This window comes from Limimaricola sp., from assembly GCF_016125575.1.
Lineage (GTDB): Bacteria > Pseudomonadota > Alphaproteobacteria > Rhodobacterales > Rhodobacteraceae > WGLM01.
Genome location: NZ_WGLM01000002.1, coordinates 411,642 through 430,896, shown reverse-complemented (window position 1 = coordinate 430,896; position 19,255 = coordinate 411,642). Strand labels below are relative to the sequence as shown.

Genomic DNA, 19,255 nt, shown 5'->3' with positions numbered 1-19,255 from the left:
CCGTCGCTCCTAGCCTGCTTGTGTCGTGACCTTGCCCGGCTCGACGCTGGGATGGTTGAATTCGTCAACAGGGGGCGGTGCACGGTCGACCGTCGGGTCACAGGCCATCATCGGGTTGCCCTTGTCCTGAATGATCAGGCCGCCCTGCGCCACGCATTGATCGAACGTGATGTGTCCGCCATGCAGGACCAGCCGTTCCGCCCGAGGCGTGCCAGCCGCAACCGGGATCAGCCCGCCCTGCCCGTCCACGCCGGCCCCCGGCACACTGTCGCACCCCGCCAGCAACGCGGCCAGCGCCAGCAGGGCCGCCGCGCCCCTCATGAGTAGTCCGCGCAGCGCTGCACCTGCAGCGGCGCGCCCTTTCCGGGGCCATACCATTCCCACATCGGCCCGGCCCGGTCGGTCAGCATCAGGATTCGACTGGCGTCAAAGACCGGCGTCCCTTCGCCACATTGGATATCCAGACGCCAAGCCGACAGGCCCGGCAAGGCGGTGATGGCGGTGACGTTGCAGCTGTGCATCGCAGTGACGAATTCCTCGGGCGTATAGACAGTGCGGTCGCCGTCACATTCGGCCGGTTCGACCACCCAGGCGCCTTCCCAAGGGTAGGTTTCGGCCGCCAGCGCCCCGGGCAGGGCGATCAGGGCGCAGGCAAGCGCTGTGCGCAGGGTCATGGGCTCAGTACCTCCAGCTTGCTCAGGTCGTAACCGTTGAAATCAAGCACCTCGCGCGCCGCGGCCAGCCTGTCGGGCGTAATTGTGGGCGTGCGGTTCAGGATCCAGCCGGAGCGGCCATTGGGCGCGCCGACCACGGCCGTGCCGTAATCCTCGGCCACCCAGAGCACCCAGTAATCGGCGGCGACGAAGGGCACGGAGGGAAAGCGTACCTTCAGACGCCCCGGCCCTGCCACTTCGGCGGTGCCGGTGATATCGCGCGTGGTGCCGTCGGCCTTGCGGCAGATGTTGTGCACACCAATCAGCCCATCGTCGCGCTGGGTGTATTCAGCGGTGACGTCGGTGCAGCCATTTTCAAAGACAACCGGGTAGCGGGCCACCTCGTGCCAGAGGCCAAGGTAGCGCGACGGATCGAAGACCGCGCGCGAGGCGATCGGCACGCTGGCGTCGCGATATGACGGCGCAACGATGGCGCAGCCCGCCAGCACCAGCGGCAGTGCGAAAAGAAGCGCGCGCGGGCTCACGCCGCTTTCGGGGCGCGCTTGGTCAGCCCCAGCCTGTCGCGCACCTCGGCAGGGCCGAGCAGGCGCGCGCCCATCCCCTCGACGATGCCCACCGCGCGTTCGACCAGTTGCGCATTGGTGGCAAGCTGACCCTTGCCTAGCCAGAGATTGTCTTCCAGCCCGACGCGCACATTGCCGCCCGCCAGCACGGCGGCGGCGGCATAAGCCATCTGGTTGCGCCCCAGCGCGAAGGCCGAGAACGTCCAGTCCGGCGGCACGTTGTTGACCATCGCCATGAAGGTATTGAGGTCATCAGGCGCGCCCCAGGGCACGCCCATGCACAGCTGCACAAGCGCCGGGCCCTTCAGCACGCCTTCCTTCACCAGTTCCTTGGCAAACCACAGGTGGCCGGTGTCGAACGCCTCGATCTCGGGCTTGACGCCCAGTTCGGTCATCATCGCGCCCATCGCCCGCAACATGCCGGGCGTGTTGGTCATGACGTAATCGGCCTCGGCGAAGTTCATGGTGCCGCAGTCGAGCGTGCAGATCTCGGGCAGGCATTCGGCGATGTGGCGCACCCGTTCGGCCGCACCTGCGATGTCGGTGCCCGCGACGGGGGGCAGCGGACGTTCGGTGGGACCGAACACGATGTCGCCGCCCATCCCGGCGGTGAGGTTCAGCACCACGTCGGTTTCCGATTCGCGAATGCGCTCGGTCACCTCGCGGTAAAGCGCAGGATCGCGCGAAGGCTTGCCCGTCTCGGGGTCGCGCACATGGCAATGCACGATGGCTGCCCCTGCCCGTGCCGCCTCCAGCGCGCTTTCGGCGATTTGCGCAGGGCTGCGCGGCACATGCGGGCTGCGGTCCTGCGTGGCACCCGAGCCGGTCACGGCACAGGTGATGAAAACCTCCCGGTTCATGGCCAACGGCATCGTGCAACCCTCCCTTGCCTCGGCGCGAGCGTTCCCGATTTCCGGGCGAGGCGCAAGAGAGGCGCTCGCTCTGCGCTTCATCTTGCCGGAAATACTCCCGCCGGAGGCATCGCCGTGTCGCGCCCCGCGACACGGCGAGAAAAGGGGGGCTGTCTGCCCCCCTCGGCGCCTGCGTCGCCTTCACCCCCCGAGAGTATTTCCGGCCAGAAGAAGCCGGTCAGTAGGGCATCGGGTGGGTGCGGTGGACCGTGTCGATCGCCTTGACGAGGTCGTCGGACAGCACCACGTCGCGGCCCGCAAGGATACGGTCGAGCTGATCGACCGTGGTTGCGCCGAAGATCGCCGAGACCGTGAAGGGGCGCGTCCGCTGCCAGGCCATCGCCATGTGCACCGGATCGAGCCCGGCTTCGCGCGCGAGGTCGAGATAGGCCTGCACGGCGGCAAAGACGCGCGGGCTCTTGCGGCCGCCCAGATCGCCGTTCAGCGCCATGCGGCTGCCCGCGGGCACCGCGCCGTTCTGGTATTTGCCCGTCAGCAGGCCCGCGGCAAGCGGCGAGAAGGACATCAGCGTCACGTCCTCGTTCACCGCCATCTCGGCCATGTCGGTATCGTAAAGGCGGCAGAGCAGCGAATATTCGTTTTGCACCGAGGCCACGCGCGGCAGGCCTGCCGCCTCGGCCCGGTCGATCCAGCGGGTCGTGCCCCAGGTGCTTTCGTTCGAGAGGCCAAAGGCGCGGATCTTGCCCGCCTCCACCAGCCGGCCCATCGCGCCCAGCACGTCATCCATGTGCGCCAGCGTCGTCGCGCGGTCCTGCCCCGAGGGATCGAAGCTCCAGTTCTGGCGGAACATGTAGGAGCCGCGCACCGGCCAGTGCAGCTGATAAAGGTCGATCACGTCGGTCTTGAGCCGCTTGAGCGAGGCGTCGATCGCCTGCGGAATGACAGTGCTGTCGAACCCCTTGCCATCACGGATGAAGCCGCCATTGGGCCCCGAAACCTTGGTGGCCAGCACCACCTCGTTTCGCCGGCCGGTCTTGACGAACCAGTTGCCAAGGATCGTCTCGGAGCGGCCGGCGGTTTCGCGGCTGACCGGGTTGACCGGGTACATCTCGGCCGTGTCGATGAAGGTGATGCCGGCATCCAGCGCGCGGTCGATCTGGGCATGGGCATCGTCCTGGGGCGTCTGATTGCCGAAAGTCATGGTGCCGAGGCACCATTCGGTCACGTCGATGCCGGAGCGGCCCAGGGAAACGTTGCGCATGAGGGGTCCTTTCAAATTGTCGTGCCTGTCCTAGCGTGACCGGCGGCGATGACAAGCGTGCAAAGCCGATTGCGCCCGGCTGTCCCCCGGCCCAGAGTGGCCGCACCATGCGCCTGATGTTGTCCTTTGCCTCGCTCTTCGCCTCGGTGATGCTGTTGCAGCTGTCCTCGGGCGGGGTCGGCCCGCTGGACGCGCTTACGGGGCTGGCGGCGGGCTTTGGCACGGCGCAGGTGGGGGTGCTGGGCTCGGCCCATTTCCTGGGCTTCTTCATCGGCTGCTGGTGGGCGCCGCGGCTGATGGGCAGCGTGGGCCACGCGCGCACCTATGCCGCCTTCACCGCGCTGGGCGCCATCGGGTTGGCGGCTCATGTGCTGGTGACGAACCCGGCATGGTGGGCGCTCTTTCGGCTGGCCTCGGGCCTGTGCGTGGCGGGCTGCTACACGGTGATCGAGGCATGGCTGCAAGCCAAGGTCACCAACCAGACGCGGGGCCGCGCGATGGGCAGCTACCGCGTGGTCGACATTGTCGCCTCGTTGGGGGCGCAGTTCATGATCGGCACGCTGGCGAGCGTGCCCACCTATATCGCCTACAACCTGCTGACGATCGTCTGCTGCGCCTCGCTGCTGCCGCTGGCGATCAGCCGGGCCGAGCAGCCTGCCACCGCACTGGCCCCGCGCCTGCGCCCGGCGCTGAGCTGGCGGATCTCGCCGCTGGCCACCTTGGGCGTGATGGTGGCCGGGCTCTCGTCGGCCAGTTTCCGCATGGTGGGGCCAATCTACGGACAGGCCGTGGGGCTGCGGCCCGACCAGATCGGCACGTTCCTTGCCATCTACGTGGCGGGCGGCGGGCTGGCGCAATACCCGGTGGGCTGGCTGGCCGACAAGTTTGACCGGCGCTGGGTGCTGATCGGGCTGTCGGTGGCCTCGATCGGCACGTCGCTGGCCACCATCGGCGCGGCGCAGATGGGCCCGCTGGCGATCCTTGTCGCGGCGGGGCTGGTGGGGCTGTCGACCTACCCGATCTACTCGATCTCGGCAGCCCACGCGCATGACTTTGCCGAGGATGACGCGCGGGTGGAACTGTCCGCGGCGCTGATGTTCTTTTACGCCCTGGGGGCCATCGCCGCACCTTGGGGCACCTCGGTGCTGATCCAGCATTTCGGGCCGCCGGCGCTTTTCGTGGTGCTGGCGGCGGCGCATCTGGGCCTTGTGATCTTCGGCTTTGCGCGGATGCGGGCACGGCCCAGCCCGGCCGAGCGGATGGGCTATGTCTATGTCCCGCGCACCAGTTTCATCGTCGGGCGGCTGCTGCGGCGCGGGCGCGGCGCGGCGGGCGACAGCTAGGCGAAGAGGCGGGCCACGGCAGCACGGTCGATCTTGCCGGTGGGCAGGCGCGGCAGGGCCTCCACCTCGCGGACCTCGATGGCCAGTGCAAGGTCCAGGCGGGCGGCCAGGGCGGCGCGCAGGCGGTCCGCATCGAACCCCGGCCCGACGGCCACCAGCAGGCCCAGCCGGTCATGCGCCTGCCCCGGAATGCGCGTGGCGGCAACCTGCGCGACGCCGGGATGAGCGAGGCAAAGCGCCTCGATCGATTCCGGCGTGGTCTTGATGCCGCCGAGGTTGATCAGGAAATCCTCGCGCCCGTGGATCACCAACGAACCATCGGAGGCGATCGTGGCGATGTCGCCAGTGTCGAACCAGCCCTCGGGATCGAAGGCGGGCGCGCCGTTGAGGTAGCCGGTGACACGCGAGTCTTCCGGCACCCGGATTGACAGCCGCCCCGCCGCCGCCGGATAGCCAGTATAGGCACCCGCCGAGTCCAGCCGCAGCTCGGTGTCCGGGACCGGCCAGCCGACCCAGCCCAGCGGAATCGCCCGCTCCTGCACGCGGCCGAGCGTCGAGATGCTGTATTCACTTGACCCGACCACGACATCGAGATGCGCACCCGCGAAGGCCGCTGCGGTGCGGGCCAGCGTCTGGTTATCCGCGATGGCGCCGCCGAACAGGAAGCGGGCGAAGGCGGGCATCGGGTGGCCCGCCTCTGCCGCTTCGGTCACGTCGTTCAGGATCAGCGGCGTGCCGACAAGTTCACGCACGTCGAAATTGCGCGCAGCGACCATCGTCGCCACGGTGTCGCCCATCGTGCCCATCGCGGCATGCCCCTCGATCAGAGCCTTGGACAAGTAGATCAGACCGAAGACGCTGAACGCCGGAATGCCGAGCAGCCGGTTGCCGAAATCGGGCCCAATCGCGGTCCGCGCGCGCCGTTGCCAACTGGCAAGCACGCTATCGGAGGCGAGCATGAACTTCTGCAGGCCCGTCGAGCCTGAGGAGCCAAAGATCATGCCCCCGCCGCCGGGCCAATCCTCGGGCGGGGCCGGTGCATCGTCGGCAAACCAGTTCGGCGAAAAGGTGATGGGCCGGCCCGGCCCCGGCGACTGACCGGGAAACACCAGCGACCAGTCAACCGTCCCTCCAGACGCGAGAAATCCGCTTGCGTCGGGCGCCATCACCACCTCGGCGCCCAGCAGAAGGGCCGCAAATCGTGCCATGATCTGCAAATCCCGGTTATCGACCTGTGCGATCATCCTGTCGCCGGGGGCTAGGCCCACCGCGGCCATCCGTTGGGCCAGAATGCCGATATTGCGGCGCAGGCGGGAATGACTGACGGTCTGGCCGTCGCGCGTCAACAGGGCGGGCGCGTTGGCATGACGAGCCAGCGCCTGCATCAGGTCAATCGAGAAAAGACGATTAGTCAGGTCAGAACCGGAACACGGCGGCGGCGCGCAACGCGGTGTTGTCCCACTTGTAGCCGTAGTCGAAGGTGTTCACCTGATCGTGGATCACCTCAAAGCGCACGTCCATGTTGCTGGTCACCGGCACCTGGGCACCAAGGCCGTAGGTGGTGCCGTTGCTGGTCCCCGTCGCGCCGCTGTCGAGCGCGCCGTTGTACTGAACCGCGCCCAGGCTGGCGAAAACCGAGAAGTTCGGCAACTGGTAGCCCGCGATGGCGCGCAGGCGGCTGACGTTGTCGACCGAGCCGCCGGAGAAGGACGAGGAGTCGAGGTTAGCCCCTAGCGAGGTGTCGATCTCGGCCCCGAGATAGAATTGCGGCGACACCGGCATCATGACACCGGCGAGAAGCGTGGGTGCCCCGAGGTGACTATCGTAGGTGTTTGCGATATCGTCGGTCAGGGTCGTGCTGCCGTAGTCGAAACCGCCGCCGACGTAGAACTGTTGCGCGGTGGCCGGCAGTGCCGCGCCCATCGCAAGGGTCGAGGCCGTGAGGCCGAGCAGGACGGACGGTTTCATGCGCATTCTCCAGACTTGACGCGACCAAGAATAGTCCAGTTGCGGCCGCAGCGAAAGAACAAACAAGCCCCGCATCGGCACGAATGCACGACCCGCCGCTAGACGTGGGCGAAGGCGCGGGCGACGGCGGCGCGGTCGATCTTGCCGGAGGGCAGGCGCGGCAGGGCCTCCACCTCGCGCACCTCGATGGTCAGGGCAATATCCAGCCGCGCGGCGACGGCGGCGCGCAACCTGCTCGCGTCAAAGCCCCGCCCCGGCGCCACCATCAGGCCCAACCGGTCATGCGCCTTTCCGGGAACGCGAGTAGCCGCAACCTGCGCCACGCCCGGCTGGCCAAGGCACAGCGCCTCGATCGCCTCGGGCGTGGTCTTTACGCCGCCGAGGTTGATCAGGAAATCCTCGCGCCCGAGGATCACCAGCGCGCCGTCGGGGGCGATCGTGGCAATGTCGCCGGTGTCGAACCAGCCATCGGGGTCGAAGGCCGGCCCGCGGCCAAGATAGCCCAGCGCCCGCGCGACGGGCGGAACGCGAAAGCCCAGCCTGCCCGCCTCGGCCGGATAATCGGCGAAAGTGCCCGCATCGGCCAACCGCGCCTCGATCCCCGGCAGCAGCCAGCCGCCCCAGCCCATCGGCGCGCCTTCGTCCGGCCAGCGGCCACAGGCGACAAGGCCAATCTCCGTGGCCCCGAAGACCACGACCAACTCGGCCGCGGGAAAGACCTCTCTTGCCCGGCGCAACAGACCCGGATCGGCGATGGCTCCGCCGAAGACGATCCGCACGATGTCGGGCGCCGGGCTTCCATCGGCAATTGCCGCCAGAACGTCGGCAAGGATCGGCGGCGTCAGCACCATTTCGCGCACGCCAAGGCGGTGTGATTGCGCCAGTGTTTCCGCCACCCCGTCCATGGTGCCCATCACGCTTTGACCCGCCATCAGGGCCTTGGTCAACTGAAACAGCCCGAATGCGGAAAAGGCAGGCAAGGTCAGTAGACGCGGGCCGCGATCCGGCCCGATATGGCCCTCAATCAGGCCCATCCAGTGCGCCATGCCCTCATCAGAGAGCCGCATGAACTTTTGTTCGCCTGTCGAACCGGAGGAGGAGAAATGCATCCCGCCGCCGCCGCGCCACGCCGTGTCTGGAACCGGCGCGTCATCGGCGAACCATGCCGGATCGAAGGCGATGGGTGTTCCGGGACCATGCGCGCGGCCCGGAGGAACAAGCGCCCGGTCGATCTGGGTCCCGGTCCCCAGAAACCCCTTCGGCCCCGGCGACATCACCACTTCGGCGCCGACAAGAAGGGCGGCGAACCGGGCCATGATCTGCAGGTCACGGTTCTCGTCCAGAACGATGAAAGTTTGCCCCGGCGCGAGGCCGGCATTGGTCAGCCGCTGAGCAAGGATCGCGATGTTGCGGCGCAGTCGTGCGTGGCTCAGGATCTGACCATCGCGGGTCATCAGCGCGGGCGCTGTGCCGTTTCGCGCAAGCGCATCCATCAGGCCGGTGGAGAACACGGCCAGTGTCGGGCCTAGAAACGGTAGACGGCTGCCACGCGAGCCGAGGTGTTGTCCCAGCGGTATCCGACGTTGAAGAGATCCACCTGGTCGCGGATCACCTCGAAGCGCAGGTCGAGATTGCCGGTCACCGGCACATCGGCGCCAAGGCTGAAGGTGGTGCCTTTGCTGGTGCCGTTGTCGCCGTCGAAAAGCGCACCCTTGACCTGCACCGCACCCAGCGTCGCAAAGACCGAATAGGTCGGGAACCGGTAGCCCGCGACGGCGCGCAGGCGGGTGATGTTGTCGACGGTGTCGCCGTAGTCCGTGCTGTAATTCGCACCCAGCGAAGTATCGAGTTCCGCGCCGAGGTAGAACTGCTGCCCCATCGGCACCGTAACGCCGGCTAGCACCGACCCGGTGGAGAGGTGGCCGTCATCCGGCAAGGGCGAGGACAGCGAGGTCTGGCCGTAGTCAAGCCCGCCGCCGACGTAGAACTGCTGCGCTGCGGCCGGCATCGCCGCGCCGATCGCAAGGGCCGACGCCGTCAGGCCAAGGGCAACCGAAGGTTTCATGCCGTTCCTCCTTCATTTTTCTCTGTTTTACCCGATCCGAGAGGGTGGCGAAACCTTCGATCACGGCAAGGGGGCACGCAAAGGCTGGCACCTGCCCATCTTATGGGCTAATTGCGCCGGGGTTTTACGGCGGATGGCGGCGATGGCGCGACACCTGATTACTTCGGCAATTCCCTATATCAACGGGATCAAGCACCTCGGCAACCTGGTGGGCAGCCAGTTGCCGGCCGACCTTTACGCCCGCTACCTGCGCGCGCGCAGTCACGAAGTTTTGTTCCTTTGCGCCACCGACGAACATGGCACGCCCGCCGAACTGGCGGCGGCCAAGGCGGGCAAGCCCGTGGCCGAATATTGCGCCGAGATGCATGACGTGCAGGCCGGCATCGCGCGCGGCTTCGCGCTGTCGTTCGACCATTTCGGCCGCTCCTCCAGCCCGCAGAACCACCGCCTGACGCAGCATTTCGCTCACCGGCTGAAAGAGGCCGGCCTGATCCGCGAGGTGACCGAGCACCAGATGTATTCGGTGGCCGATGGCCGCTTCCTGCCCGACCGCTACATCGAGGGCACCTGCCCCAATTGCGGCTTTGAAAGTGCGCGCGGCGACCAGTGCGACAACTGCACCAAGCAGCTGGACCCGACCGACCTGATCAACCCGCGTTCGGTCATCTCCGGCTCGACCGAGCTGGAACTGCGCGAGACCAAGCACCTTTACCTGCGCCAGTCCGCGATGCGCGGGCAGTTAGAGCAGTGGATTCTCTCTAAGACTGAGCCGACCGGTGAAATACGGAACGGCGTCGAAATGATAAGGACTACGTGGCCCATCCTGACGACTTCCATCGCCTTGAAATGGCTGAGGGATGGCGAGGGGCTGCAGGACCGTGGCATCACCCGCGACCTCGACTGGGGCATTCCTGTCAAGGATGGCGACGCCGACTGGCCGGGGATGGAGGGCAAGGTTTTCTACGTCTGGTTCGACGCGCCGATCGAATACATCGCCTGCGCGCAGGAATGGGTCGACGCGGGCAAGGGGACCGACTGGGAACGCTGGTGGCGCACCGACAAGGGTGCAGACGACGTGCGCTACACCCAGTTCATGGGCAAGGACAACGTGCCCTTCCACACGCTGAGCTTTCCCGCCACGATCCTCGGCTCGGGCGAGCCGTGGAAGCTGGTCGATTACATCAAGTCCTTCAATTACCTCAATTATGACGGCGGCCAGTTCTCCACCTCGCGCGGGCGCGGCGTGTTCATGGACCAGGCGCTGGCGATCCTGCCGTCCGACTACTGGCGCTGGTGGCTGCTGAGCCACGCGCCCGAAACCTCGGATGCCGAGTTCACCTGGGAGAACTTCCAGGCCTCGGTGAACAAGGACCTGGCCGATGTGCTGGGTAACTTCGTCAGCCGCATCACCAAGTTCTGCCGGTCGAAGTTCGGCGAGGTCGTGCCCGAGGGCGGCGCATATGGAGACCAAGAACAGGCACTGATCGCCGACCTGACGGCCCGCGTCGCGGCCTATCAGGCGCAGATGGACGCCATCGAGGTGCGCAAGGCCGCGGCAGAATTGCGCGCGATCTGGGTGGCGGGCAACGAATACCTGCAATCGGCTGCACCCTGGACCACGTTCAAGACCGACCCGGCGGTCGCCGCGATGCAGGTGCGGCTGGGGCTGAACCTGATCCGGTTTTACGCGGTGCTGTCGGCGGCCTTCATCCCCGATGCCAGCGCGGGACTGATGGCGGCGATGCAGACCGACGACTGGTCCTGGCCCGACGACGTGGCCGGGGCGCTGCAGGCCCTGCCCCCCGGCCATGCCTTCAACGTGCCCGAGGTGACGTTCCGCAAGATCACCGACGAAGAGCGCGCCGACTGGCAGACGCGGTTTGCCGGCATTCGCGCCTGAGCGGGGGCCGGCGCGCGGCCGACCCCCTGTTCGGTCGCGGCCTATTCAAAGCTGGTTTCGCTCTTGATGATATGCATCACGCCGGCAGCCTTCATATGCGTGCTGGCTTGGCTTTTCAGCACTTGTTCGATTCGCGTCAGCTTGTCATAGCTCAGCGACGCCGCGTTGGCCTTGATGCCCAGCGCGGCAAAGTCCGACTGAACGCTGGTACGCAGGTTGGCATAAGGCGCCGTCTTCGTGGTGTTGACATAAGCCGAAGCACTTTGCGCCCCGAGAGAGGCGACAAGGGCAAGCCCGGCGATGGCGGGCAAGGCGGAGATTTTCATGAGGGTGTCCTTTCGAAGCGATCTGGCATCATTGCCATGCCATCCAGATGGACCCCGCACTGAACACAGGCCTTTCCGCAGCGTTACAATGTATTGACATACATCACAGAACTGCGGCGCGACGATCACGTTTGGGATGCGCGGCCAGTCGCCTTGGGCAGTCCGCGATGCCGGACCGCCCGCGGTCGGGCCGGGCATGGCCCACAAACCCCGCTGCATTGAGTTTGACGGGGCGCGGTGCTAAGGCCGGGCGGTCCTGTCTGAGGGTGCCAAAGAATGACGATCCGCCTGCTTTGCGATGCCCGTGGCACGCACCGCAAACGCTTCATGGAGCGGATGCTGGCGCTGTCGGAGGGCAAGGTCGAGCTGGCGATTCACATGGGCGATCGTGATGCAGACTGGCACGCGCCCTCGCTCAGCCGGATGGAGGTGCGCCGCGGCCGGCGCGGGGCCTTCATGGAGGGCCAGCACCAGACCGGGGCGAACATGGCGCTGATCGCCTCGCCGCAATTCGCCGCCTCGCTGGAAACCGCGGTGGACCAGATGCACCGCTCGGCCCCGGCCTATCGCTACCGGTCGCACAACATCCAGAACCTGCAGGATTACCTCGATTATTTCCACATCCTCTCGGATGCCTTCGCGCAGCGGATGCTGGACGAGGGCGTGACACACGTCCTGTTCTACAACGTCCCGCACCTGACCTATGACATGGTGATGTACCAGGTCGCGCAATCGCTGGGCATCCGCACCATCGTGCTGTGCCAGACGATCTTTCCCAACCGCTATTTCTCGATGAGCCGGATCGAGGATTACGGGCATTTCGACCTGTCCGGCAGCGACGCGCCGCCCTATCCGATCGAGAAGGGTTCGGCGCCCGACCTTTTCTACATGAAGGACAGCTGGCAGAAGCCCGGAAAGCCCGGAAAGCTGACCGCTCGCGGCGTGGGCCAGCTGGTGCAGTACATGGCGCGCAAGGATCCCGCCAAGCTGCTGAACCCGGCCTTCATCGCCCGCACGGTGCGGCGAATGAACGCGATCTACCGCAGTTTCCCGGACTGGCGCGACCCCTTCGCGCAATTCTTCCACGTCAACGAACTTGCCTATTTCGAACACCTGGCCGAGTTCGAGGGCACGGAAATTGACCTGTCCTTGCCTTTTGTCTACGTGCCGCTCCACAACCAGCCCGAGATGTCCACGTCATCGCTGGGCGGCATCTACCGTGACCAGGCGCTGATGATCGAGGCCCTGGCGCGCGACCTGCCCGAAGGCTGGAAGATCTATGTCAAGGAAAACCCCCGCCAGGGCGCCTATGCGCGCGGGCCGATGTTCTTTCACCGGCTGGCCCGGATCCCGGCGGTGCAGTTCATGCCCTCTTACGCCAATACCGCCGCACTGGCCGCGAACGCGCGCTTTACCGCGACCGTCACCGGCACCGCCGGATGGGAGGCCATTCGCAAGGGCCGGCCGGCGATGGTGTTCGGGCAGGCGTGGTACGGGTCGCTGCCGGGCGTGGTGCGCTACGCGCCGGGCCTCGATTTCGAGGCGATCGCGGCGATGGAGATCGACCATGCCGCGCTGGAGCAGGCCGCGGGTGCACTGATGGCCCGCGCGCATGAAGGCATCATCGAAGAGGTCTATTTCAACATGGTCGACGGCTACGATGTCGAGGCCAATGCAGATGCCGTGGCGCGCACCACGCTGGACCTGCTGACAGGCGCGGCGCCGCTGTCGTTCGGGGAATAAAGAAAAGGGGCCGCCCCTGCGGACGGCCCCTGATCCTTTCGTCGTGGCCGAGGGTCAGACCTTGCCGACCGGCACGCCCACGAACATCTGCTTGCCCTGACGGTCGATCATCAGCAGCACCGAGTGCTTGCCGTCGTCGGCGGCCGTCTTGAGCTCCTTGTCGAGCGCGTCCAGCGTCATCACCGGGTGGGTGTTGACCGATACGATCACATCGCCCGGCTTCAGCCCGACATCGGTCAGCGGCGAGTTGCTGTCGATGCCCATGATGACCAGTCCGGTTTCGGTATCTGGCAGGCCCAGCTGCTGGCGAATATCCGGCGTCAACTGCGTAAGGTTGAGCCCGAGGCTTGGCACCGCAGTCCCGTTGGTATCGGGCTGCTGGGAGTTGAGGTCGGGTGCTGCCGGGGTCGCGGGCAGCGAGGCAAGCGTGACCGTGATGTCCTTTTCAGCCCCGTTGCGCCAGATCCCGAAGGTCGAGGATTGGCCCGGCGGGATGGCCGCAACGCTGCGCGACAGGTCACGGCTGTCGGTGATCTTGACGCCATTGAGGCTGATCACGACGTCACCCGCCTCCAGCCCGGCTTTGGCGGCCGGTGTGTCGGGGTTGACCTGCGCCACCAGCGCACCGTGCGAATCCGGCAGGCTGAGCGCATTGGCAATGTCAGACGTCACGTTCTGGATCTGCACGCCAAGATAGCCGCGGTCGATCTTGCCCTTGTCGATCAGCCCCGTGACGATGGCCCGGGCCTGATCCGAGGGAATGGCAAAGCCCACGCCGACACTGCCGTCATTGGGTGAGTAGATCGCGCTGTCGATCCCCACCACCTGGCCCGCCACGTTGATCAGCGGCCCGCCAGAGTTGCCGTGGTTGATCGCGGCGTCGACCTGCAGAAAGTCGTCATAGGGGCCATTGTGCAGGTCGCGACCACGAGCAGAGACGATGCCGCGTGTCACCGTCGTGCCAATGCCGAACGGGTTACCGATGGCCACGACCTGGTCGCCGACCTCGATCGCGTTGCTGTCGCCCCACTGCACGGTGGGAAGGCCAGTGGCGTCGATCTTCAGGACCGCGATGTCGGTCTTGGGATCGGTGCCGACCAGTTTGGCCGGATAATCCGTGCCATCGTCAAGCGTGACGGTAATCTTGGATGCATGGTCGATGACGTGGTTGTTGGTGACGATGTAGCCGTCAGCCCGGATGATGAAGCCCGAGCCAAGTGCCGCGTCAGGTTGGCCGCGCTGGGGGCCCGGTGCCATCTGGCCCGGTCCGCCCGGCCCAAAGAAATGCTGGAAGAACTGGTCAAAGGGGATCTGGCCCTGTCCTTGCGGCCCCTGCCCCGGCATTCCGGGCGCGGGCGCGCTGAAGGCGGGCTGCGCGGTCAGTTGGGTGGTCACCGTGACCACGGCGGGTTTGGCCAGTTTGACGATCTCGGCAAATGACCCGTCGGGGGTCACGAGGCTGGCAGGCGCATTGGCCGTCTGGGCCTGCAGGGCCGAGGGAAAGGGCACCGCGACAGAGCCAATGGCCAGCGCGGCCGCACTGGCCATGAGAAGCGACCGTGCGCGGCGAAGTGGAGATGTGGGTGTCATGTCGTTTTGTCCAGCGAGACGGGTTCCCTTGGAATGAGGACGCGCGGTGCACGCGCAACCTCGGCCGGCGCGCGCCGATCCTGTCTCGCCTTGGGACCGGGGCGCCGTTGCCTCTTGATATGGGCAGGACATCGCCGAGGTGAGGGGGGGTGTAACGCTTGTCACGCCAATGTGCGTCGCCGTGCGGGCCGCCGTGAAAAGAGCCGCGCGGCGCGTGCTGGCCTAGTCGTTATCGGCCAGTCCCGCGCCGGCCCCGGCAATGCGGCTTGCCTCGGTCGCGGGAGCATAGGTGCGCTGCGCGAAGGCATCGAGACGGCTGACCGTCTCGGCATCCAGTTCTGCGCGGTCTTGCAATGGCAGCGCACGACCTTCGGCCGGTCCGGTCTCGATCCGAACGCTTTGGGCGATCGCCGCGCGCACGCCATCGGGGGCACCGCCAAGGATCACCGCCTCATCGCGCATGCCCAGCCGCACGCCATCCCACGACAGCGTCACGACATGGGGCGCAATGAACGGCAGCAGCAGCAGGGGCCCCGCGACGGGGCCCAACCGCAAATCGCCCCCTCCGGCCGCGCCAAGGTCTGCCAGTGCGGCACCTGTCGTGATCGGGCAAAGCACGTCGCGCGCCTGCCAGCCATCCAGTGGGGCCACCGCGTCGTGCGGCAGGCCGTCGAGGCGGGTCAGCGCGGCCGAAAGGACCTCGGCGCCCGGCAGGCCATGAGCGATGAGCCAACGTGTCGCCCGCCCGGCCTCTTCGGCCAGCCCCCAGCTAAGGCCCGCACCGCGCGCTGCCTTGCGCGCCAGCGCCTCTACCTCGTTGAGCGACCAGCTCATGCCGGTAGCGTCGGGTAGGTCCAGTCGTCGGGATCGGCGCTGGCCAGTTCGTCGGGGAAAGGCGCGCCGGGATAGAGGCTGATACGCACCCAACGGTCCGAGCGCGGATCGAAATGCTGCGCGCCGAAGAAGGCCAGTTTCGCGCGGAGCAGGTCGATCGGCAGCACCTCGGCGCCGATCGTGTTGTCGCGGATCTCGGCATAGGGGTGGCGCGCGGCGATCTGCGCACGGCGGATGATGTGGCGGTGTTCGGGATGACGCAGCAGCACCTCGGCCACCTTCGCGGCCTCCGACCAGTCGGCAAGCGTCGCGGCCAGCCGCGCGGCGTCGCGCCCGGGCGAAAGCGGCTGTTCGTAGTCGCCGACAGGTTCGGCCCAGCGTTCCCCCAGCCGCGGTTCCAGCTTTTCGGCCGAGGTGTACCAGGCACGGGCCTGCGCCGGTGGTGCGTCCCAGTCGATCGCAAGGGCCCAGCCGTAGGTATCGCGCAGGATCGCGGCGAGGCGGCCAACGCTCATCGTGGCGTCGATGCGAAAGGCCGCGGCCTCGTCAGCGGCCATGCAGCAATCCATCCCGTCGACCAGATCGCCATAAGGTTCGAGCAGGAGCGAGACCACGGCCTCTTGCCCCTCCAGCCCCAGCGCCTCTTCGGCCCACCGCCAGAGGCGGTCCCACGGATCGTCATGAACGAGGTCGGCGGTGTCGAGATGGGCAAGCAGCCGGTCGAGATCGGCGCGCAGTTCGGCCAGTTTCTCCAGTTGCAGCGGATGCGCGGACCGCCAGAGATCGACATTCAGCCGGGCTCGGGCGACAAGGCTGCGGAAGGTCGCCGCGGCCTCGGGCGTGGCGGTTTGCACCCGGCGGACGCGGGCCAGCGCCTCTTCGCGCACACCGATCCAGTTGTTGAGCAGGACAGGGTGATTGATGAGGTAGGGCGCCATGCCAAGGCCGGTGGAATTGCCGATGCCGAAGCGGCGGCGCAACGCGGGATCAAGCGGGACGGCCTGCGGCGATGTCGCCCGCGCCATATGTTCGACAAGGTCCATCACGAAGGTGCGGATCAGCCAGACCGCCAGCATCTCGATCTGGAAAGGCGGCTGAAACTCGGGGCGGTCGGCAGTCGCCTCGCGGTCCGCGGCACCCAGCTTGCCCGAGCCATAAACGGCCGTGGTGCGCATCAGGTAGCCCACCTCCTCGATCCGCTCAGCGTCGGGCTGATGTCCGGCGGCAAGGCACCCCACCACGTAATCCCAAAGCCGCACGGAACGGTTGGCGCGACTGACCGACAGCACCTTGGGCCCGACGCGCCCGGCTTCCTGCAGCGGGATGTTGGCGCGCAGGTCGGCAATTTCAGCCTCGGTCGGGAGGCCGTCGAACAAGGCGAAGGTGGCGTCCCATGCGGTCGCGATCACCCGGTCCGAGCGCATCTCAGGCGGCAGATCATGGGCAAAGGCGACAAGGCTATAGACATGTTTGGGCGTGTGCATGCTCAGCACCGCGTGGCCCACGCCGCGCGCATCGACGTCGAACACCCGGCGATCATAGCGCCAGCTTTCGGCCTTGGCGCGGCGCAGCAGGATGCGCAGGAAGGACAGGCGATGCTGGTGGAACGCGCCCAGCCGGGCCAGCCGCATCACCTGTGCGGGTGGACGCGGGACAATGTCAGGTGCAGTCTGCGCTGCGGGATCGGTCATGCCTGGCCTCCGAAACTGACCTCGTAGAAACGCGCCCAGTTGTTGCCCATGATGCCGGCGATTTCCTTGGGGTTCAGCCCCGTCGCGCGCAACCCTTTTTCAAGATTGGGAAAATCACGGTTGTCGCGGAACCAGCTGGGCATCGGCGGAAAACCGGGCGCTGCGGCAGACCCCTCGCCATAATCCACCTGCTTGGTCCAGCGGCCGGTGCGCATCCATTCGACCACGCTGTCAGGCTGATCCTGGCAAAGGTCCGAGCCGATGCCAACATGCTCGGGCCCCATCATCTCGGCGGTGCGCGCGACCATCTCGCAGAAATCCTGCAAGGTGCAGGCAGATTTGCCCTTCAGGTGATGGGGGTAAAGCGAGAAGCCCAGCATCCCGCCGCTTTTGCCAAGCGCGCGGATCACCGTATCGGACTTGTTGCGCAGGGCGGGCGCCCAGACATGCGGATTGGCATGGGTAATGGCGATCGGCCGGCTCGAATGCTCGATCGCCTCCAGCGTGGAACGTTCGGCGGAATGGCTCATGTCGATGACCATGCCGACACGGTTCATCTCTGCCACCACCTGTTTGCCCATCCGCGTGAGGCCAGTGTCGTGATCTTCGTAACAGCCCGTCGCCAGCAGCGACTGGTTGTTGTAGGTCAGTTGCATGAAGCGCACGCCTAACCGGTGCCAGACCTCGACAAGCCCGATATCGTCCTCGATCGGGCTTGGGTTCTGAAATCCCATGAAGATGGCCGTGCGCCCGGTGTCCTTGGCATGGGCCACGTCAGCGGCGGTGAAGCCCTGAAAGATCAGGTCGGGGAAACGTTCGAACCAGCGGTTCCACGCCTCCAGTTGCAGCACCGTCTCGCGGAAGGTTTCGTGGTAGGCGATGGTGACATGAACGGCATCGAGGCCCCCTGCCCGCATCTGGCGGAAGATCTTCTCCGACCAGTTGGCGTATTGCAGGTTGTCGATGCGAAAGTTCATTCCGGGCTGCCTGCGAAAGAATAGGTCGTCTTGACCGTGGTATAGAAATCGACCGCCCAGCGCCCCTGTTCGCGCGGGCCATAAGAACTTTCGCCGCGCCCGCCGAAGGGAACGTGGTAATCGGTGCCGGCTGTCGGCAGGTTAACCATGACGCAGCCGGTGGCGGCGTTGCGGCGGAAATGCGACGCGCGGGCGAGGCTGCGCGTCATGATGCCCGAAGTCAGGCCAAAGCGCGTGTCGTTGACCACCGAAAGCGCCTCGCCATAGCTTCCCACCTTGATGACGGCGGCCAGCGGCGCGAACATTTCCTCACGGTTGATCTGCATCGCGTTGGTGGTGTTCACGAAAACGCCCGGCGCCATGTAATAGCCTTCGGTATCGCGGTTGAGCCTTTCGCCACCGCAGGCCAGTTCCGCGCCCTCGGCCCGGCCCTTTTCCACCCAGTCGAGGTTCTCGGCCAACTGGCCCGCGCTGGCGACCGGGCCGATCTGCGTCGATTCGTGCAGGGCGTGGCCCACCCGCAGGTCGCGCGCGCTGGCCACCAGCCGCTCGACGAAGGCGTCATGCACCTTTTCATGCACCACCAGTCGCGACGAGGCGGTGCATTTCTGCCCCGTGCCCCCGAAGGCCCCGTTCAGCGAATGCGCAACGGCCAGGTCAAGATCGGCGTCATCCATCACGACCATCGCGTTCTTCGACCCCATCTCAAGCTGCACCTTGGTAAAGTTCGGCGCGGCGGCAGCAGCGATGCCGCGACCCACTGGAACCGAACCGGTGAAGCTGATCGCATTGATGGCGCGGCTTTCGACAAGGCGCTGGCCCACCGCGTGACCGGTCCCCATGACAAGGTTGAAAAGGCCCTTGGGAATGTCCTGCCGGCTGATGATCTCGGTCAGCGCAACGGCGCTGGCCGGCGTCAGGTTCGCCGGTTTCCACAGCACAGCATTGCCGAAGGCCAGCGCCGGGGCGATCTTCCAGCTGGCCGTGGCGGTGGGGAAGTTCCACGGGCTGATGATGGCCACCACGCCCACCGGCTCGCGTCGGACATCCACTTCAACACCGGCGCGGACCGAATCGGCGTTCTCGCCCAACTGCCGTAGCACCTCGGCGGCGTAGTAGGTAAAGAACTGGCCGGCGCGGAAGACCTCGCCCTTGCCCTCGACCAACGGTTTGCCCTCTTCGCGGCTCAGTAGCTCGCCCAGTTCGGCCGCCCGTTCCATCAGCTCGTTGCCAATGGCCATCAGCACCGATTGCCGCCGCTCCAGCCCGGTGGCCGCCCATGCCTTCTGGGCCTGCCGCGCTGCCTCCAGCGCATCATCCAGTTGCGCCGACGTCGCCTGTGCATAATGGCCGATGATGTCGGACGTGTCGGAAGGGTTGATGTTGGCGATGGGCTCGTCCCCGTCCAGCCAGTCCCCGGCGATATAGTTGCGCTCGTGCCTGGTCAT

General features: G+C 66.5%; 18 protein-coding genes. 3 read left to right on the top strand and 15 right to left on the bottom strand.

What is annotated here, in order from left to right; all coding sequences use genetic code 11:
• Nucleotides 1-9: 9 nt before the first annotated feature.
• The 5 genes from GC146_RS03500 to GC146_RS03480 all read right to left on the bottom strand — a co-directional run bounded on the left by GC146_RS03500 (nucleotide 10) and on the right by GC146_RS03480 (nucleotide 3,370).
• The gene (locus tag GC146_RS03500) at nucleotides 10-321 is read right to left on the bottom strand and encodes a hypothetical protein (RefSeq protein WP_291834395.1); all 312 of its coding nucleotides are present in this window, start codon (nucleotides 319-321) and stop codon (nucleotides 10-12) included.
• Nucleotides 318-674: a hypothetical protein gene (locus GC146_RS03495; RefSeq protein ID WP_291834392.1), complete on the bottom strand. Its 357-nt coding sequence runs from the start codon at nucleotides 672-674 to the stop codon at nucleotides 318-320. The genes GC146_RS03500 and GC146_RS03495 overlap by 4 nt, the downstream gene beginning before the upstream one ends.
• Nucleotides 671-1,198 (bottom strand): lipocalin family protein, encoded by a 528-nt coding sequence (locus tag GC146_RS03490; RefSeq protein WP_291834389.1) that lies wholly within the window; start codon nucleotides 1,196-1,198, stop codon nucleotides 671-673. The genes GC146_RS03495 and GC146_RS03490 overlap by 4 nt, the downstream gene beginning before the upstream one ends.
• Complete coding sequence (locus tag GC146_RS03485; RefSeq protein WP_291834387.1) at nucleotides 1,195-2,109, bottom strand: 3-keto-5-aminohexanoate cleavage protein; 915 nt, start codon at nucleotides 2,107-2,109, stop codon at nucleotides 1,195-1,197. Before GC146_RS03485 ends, GC146_RS03490 begins: the two co-directional genes overlap by 4 nt.
• A gap of 217 nt (nucleotides 2,110-2,326) precedes the next feature.
• A complete protein-coding gene (locus GC146_RS03480) occupies nucleotides 2,327-3,370 on the bottom strand; it encodes an aldo/keto reductase (RefSeq protein WP_291834384.1) in 1,044 nt (347 codons plus the stop codon).
• Nucleotides 3,371-3,477: 107 nt separating this feature from the next.
• Between GC146_RS03480 and GC146_RS03475 the strand changes: the two genes are divergently transcribed.
• The gene (locus GC146_RS03475; RefSeq protein ID WP_291834381.1) at nucleotides 3,478-4,713 is read left to right on the top strand and encodes an MFS transporter; all 1,236 of its coding nucleotides are present in this window, start codon (nucleotides 3,478-3,480) and stop codon (nucleotides 4,711-4,713) included.
• Here the strand turns inward: GC146_RS03475 and GC146_RS03470 are convergent.
• The 4 genes from GC146_RS03470 to GC146_RS03455 all read right to left on the bottom strand — a co-directional run bounded on the left by GC146_RS03470 (nucleotide 4,710) and on the right by GC146_RS03455 (nucleotide 8,746).
• Nucleotides 4,710-6,098, bottom strand: coding sequence for a class I adenylate-forming enzyme family protein (locus GC146_RS03470; protein ID WP_291834379.1), 1,389 nt, complete (start codon nucleotides 6,096-6,098; stop codon nucleotides 4,710-4,712). The two genes, GC146_RS03475 and GC146_RS03470, sit on opposite strands and share 4 nt — an antisense overlap.
• 31 nt (nucleotides 6,099-6,129) lie before the next feature.
• The gene (locus GC146_RS03465; protein WP_291834377.1) at nucleotides 6,130-6,681 is read right to left on the bottom strand and encodes an outer membrane beta-barrel protein; all 552 of its coding nucleotides are present in this window, start codon (nucleotides 6,679-6,681) and stop codon (nucleotides 6,130-6,132) included.
• A 98-nt stretch (nucleotides 6,682-6,779) separates the two neighbouring features.
• Nucleotides 6,780-8,135 (bottom strand): class I adenylate-forming enzyme family protein, encoded by a 1,356-nt coding sequence (locus GC146_RS03460; protein ID WP_291834375.1) that lies wholly within the window; start codon nucleotides 8,133-8,135, stop codon nucleotides 6,780-6,782.
• A 71-nt stretch (nucleotides 8,136-8,206) separates the two neighbouring features.
• Entirely contained in the window at nucleotides 8,207-8,746 is a 540-nt protein-coding gene (locus GC146_RS03455) for an outer membrane beta-barrel protein (RefSeq protein WP_291834372.1), read from the bottom strand.
• Nucleotides 8,747-8,888: 142 nt separating this feature from the next.
• Between GC146_RS03455 and metG the strand changes: the two genes are divergently transcribed.
• Nucleotides 8,889-10,646, top strand: coding sequence for a methionine--tRNA ligase (gene metG, locus GC146_RS03450; protein WP_291834369.1), 1,758 nt, complete (start codon nucleotides 8,889-8,891; stop codon nucleotides 10,644-10,646).
• A 41-nt stretch (nucleotides 10,647-10,687) separates the two neighbouring features.
• Here metG and GC146_RS03445 read toward each other — a convergent pair whose 3' ends face one another.
• A complete protein-coding gene (locus GC146_RS03445; protein ID WP_291834366.1) occupies nucleotides 10,688-10,972 on the bottom strand; it encodes a hypothetical protein in 285 nt (94 codons plus the stop codon).
• Nucleotides 10,973-11,248: 276 nt separating this feature from the next.
• On the opposite strand from GC146_RS03445, the gene GC146_RS03440 reads away from it, so the two are divergent.
• Complete coding sequence (locus GC146_RS03440) at nucleotides 11,249-12,715, top strand: hypothetical protein (protein ID WP_291834363.1); 1,467 nt, start codon at nucleotides 11,249-11,251, stop codon at nucleotides 12,713-12,715.
• Nucleotides 12,716-12,769: 54 nt separating this feature from the next.
• Here the strand turns inward: GC146_RS03440 and GC146_RS03435 are convergent, their stop codons facing one another.
• The 5 genes from GC146_RS03435 to GC146_RS03415 all read right to left on the bottom strand — a co-directional run bounded on the left by GC146_RS03435 (nucleotide 12,770) and on the right by GC146_RS03415 (nucleotide 19,255).
• Nucleotides 12,770-14,305 (bottom strand): DegQ family serine endoprotease, encoded by a 1,536-nt coding sequence (locus GC146_RS03435; RefSeq protein WP_291834359.1) that lies wholly within the window; start codon nucleotides 14,303-14,305, stop codon nucleotides 12,770-12,772.
• Nucleotides 14,306-14,527: 222 nt separating this feature from the next.
• Nucleotides 14,528-15,139, bottom strand: coding sequence for a DUF3726 domain-containing protein (locus GC146_RS03430; protein WP_291834356.1), 612 nt, complete (start codon nucleotides 15,137-15,139; stop codon nucleotides 14,528-14,530).
• Nucleotides 15,136-16,830 carry a hypothetical protein gene (locus GC146_RS03425; RefSeq protein ID WP_291834353.1) on the bottom strand — a complete coding sequence of 565 codons (1,695 nt, stop codon included), beginning with the start codon at nucleotides 16,828-16,830 and terminating at the stop codon, nucleotides 15,136-15,138. Before GC146_RS03425 ends, GC146_RS03430 begins: the two co-directional genes overlap by 4 nt.
• Entirely contained in the window at nucleotides 16,827-17,807 is a 981-nt protein-coding gene (locus GC146_RS03420; protein ID WP_291834350.1) for a membrane dipeptidase, read from the bottom strand. Before GC146_RS03420 ends, GC146_RS03425 begins: the two co-directional genes overlap by 4 nt.
• A complete protein-coding gene (locus tag GC146_RS03415; RefSeq protein WP_291834347.1) occupies nucleotides 17,804-19,255 on the bottom strand; it encodes an aldehyde dehydrogenase family protein in 1,452 nt (483 codons plus the stop codon). Before GC146_RS03415 ends, GC146_RS03420 begins: the two co-directional genes overlap by 4 nt.